Below are 1,917 nucleotides of genomic sequence, written 5' to 3'. Positions count from 1 at the left end.
GGCCCGAGCCGATGGCGCGGGCCCGGTGTCCTGTTCGCTCAGGCGGCCTCGAGCAGCACGCCCCGCGCGATGCGCTCGCACACGGCCTGCGTCACTTGCGCGGTGCCGGCCCGCCCGCCCAGGTCGCGCGTGTGCAGCGCGGGGTCGGCGGTGACCTGTTCGATCGCGGCCATCAGCCGCGCGGCGGCGCTGTCCTCGCCCAGGTGCTCCAGCATCATCACCACCGACCAGAAGGTGCCGATGGGGTTGGCCAGGCCCTGTCCCATGATGTCGAAGGCCGAGCCGTGGATGGGCTCGAACATGCTGGGGTAGCGGCGCTCGGGATCGATGTTGCCGGTGGGCGCGATGCCCAGGCTGCCCGCCAGCGCGGCGGCCAGGTCGCTCAGGATGTCGGCGTGCAGGTTGGTGGCGACGATGGTGTCCAGCGAGGCCGGGCGGTTGACCATGCGCGCGGTGGCCGCGTCCACGATCTCCTTGTCCCAGCGCACCTCGGGAAACTCGGCCGCCACTTGTGCCGCGATCTCGTCCCACATCACCATGGCGTGGCGCTGCGCGTTGCTCTTGGTGATCACCGTGAGTTGCCGGCGCGGCCGCGACTGCGCCAGGCGGAAGGCGAAGCGCATCACGCGCTCCACCCCGGCGCGCGTCATCACGGTCACGTCGGTGGCGGCCTCGATGGGGTGGCCCTGGTGCACACGCCCGCCCACGCCGGAGTACTCGCCTTCGGAGTTCTCGCGCACGATGACCCAGTTCAGGTCCTCGGGCCGGCAGCGCTTGAGCGGCGCGTCGATGCCGGGCAGGATGCGCGTGGGCCGCACGTTGGCGTACTGGTCGAAGCCCTGGCAGATCTTCAGGCGCAGGCCCCAGAGCGTGATGTGGTCCGGGATGTCGGGGTCGCCCGCCGAGCCGAAGAGGATCGCGTCCTTGCCGCGCAGGCGGTCCAGACCGTCGGCCGGCATCATCACGCCGTGGCGGCGGTAATGGTCGCCGCCCCAGTCGAACTCCTCGAACTCGCAGCGGAAACCCGCGCCGCTGGCCGTCAGGGCCTTCAACACCACCTGCCCCGCCGGAATCACTTCCTTGCCAATGCCGTCGCCGGGAATGGCGGCGATCGAATACGTCTTCATCCTTTGAACCCCATGTCACTGTCGATGGGGCACTGTAGGGATGGACCAGGGCGTTGGCGCGTGGCTATAGTGAATCCATCGTTGACCTGAATTCAACAATCGCGCCATGCCCGACGCCATTCACCCTACCGACCTGGGCTTCTTCTCCAGCCTGGCCAGCGCCGGCAGCCTGAGTGGCGCCGCGCGTGAACTGGGCATCACCACCTCGGCCGTGAGCAAGCACCTGAGCCTGCTGGAAGCGCGCGTGGGCGTGCCGCTGGTGAACCGCACCACCCGGCGCATGGGCCTGACACCCGAGGGCGAGCTGTTCCTGGAACACGCGCGGCGCATCCTCGGCGACATCGATGCCATGGAGGAACTGCTGGGCGCGGCCCGCTCCACCCCCAAGGGCCTCTTGCGCATCAACGCCACGCTGGGCTTCGGCCGCAGCCACGTCGCGCCGCTGGTGTCGCGCTTCGTGCAGAAGCACCCGCAGGTCCAGGCGCAGTTGCAGCTGTCGGTGAACCCGCCACCGCTGACGGACGACGCCTGGGACGTCTGCATCCGCTTCGGCGCACCGCCCGACGCCCGCGTCATCGCGCGGCGCGTGGCGCCCAACCGGCGCCTGCTCTGCGCCGCGCCGGCCTACCTGGCGCGCCGCGGTACGCCGCGCGTGCCGCGCGACCTGATGCAGCACGACTGCATCGCCATCCGCCAGGGCGAAGAGGCCTATGGCGTGTGGCGCCTCTCGCACGGGCGCGGCCGCCAGGCCAGCACGGAATCCGTGCGCATCCACGGCAAGCTCACCACC

General features: G+C 70.5%; 2 protein-coding genes. One reads left to right on the top strand and one right to left on the bottom strand.

Annotated features, from left to right (window positions below):
* Positions 1–38 precede the first annotated feature (38 nt).
* Positions 39–1,127 (bottom strand): tartrate dehydrogenase, encoded by a 1,089-nt coding sequence (locus VLG41_RS14350; RefSeq protein ID WP_325350079.1) that lies wholly within the window; start codon positions 1,125–1,127, stop codon positions 39–41.
* A gap of 106 nt (positions 1,128–1,233) precedes the next feature.
* Between VLG41_RS14350 and VLG41_RS14345 the strand changes: the two genes are divergently transcribed.
* Positions 1,234–1,917: LysR substrate-binding domain-containing protein (locus VLG41_RS14345; RefSeq protein WP_325350078.1), on the top strand; the 684-nt coding region annotated here is incomplete at its 3' end.

This window comes from Hydrogenophaga sp., from assembly GCF_035481345.1.
Classification (GTDB): Bacteria; Pseudomonadota; Gammaproteobacteria; order Burkholderiales; family Burkholderiaceae_C; genus Hydrogenophaga.
The sequence above is the reverse complement of the archived record's forward strand: the minus strand, read 5'-3'. Positions and strand labels throughout refer to the sequence as shown.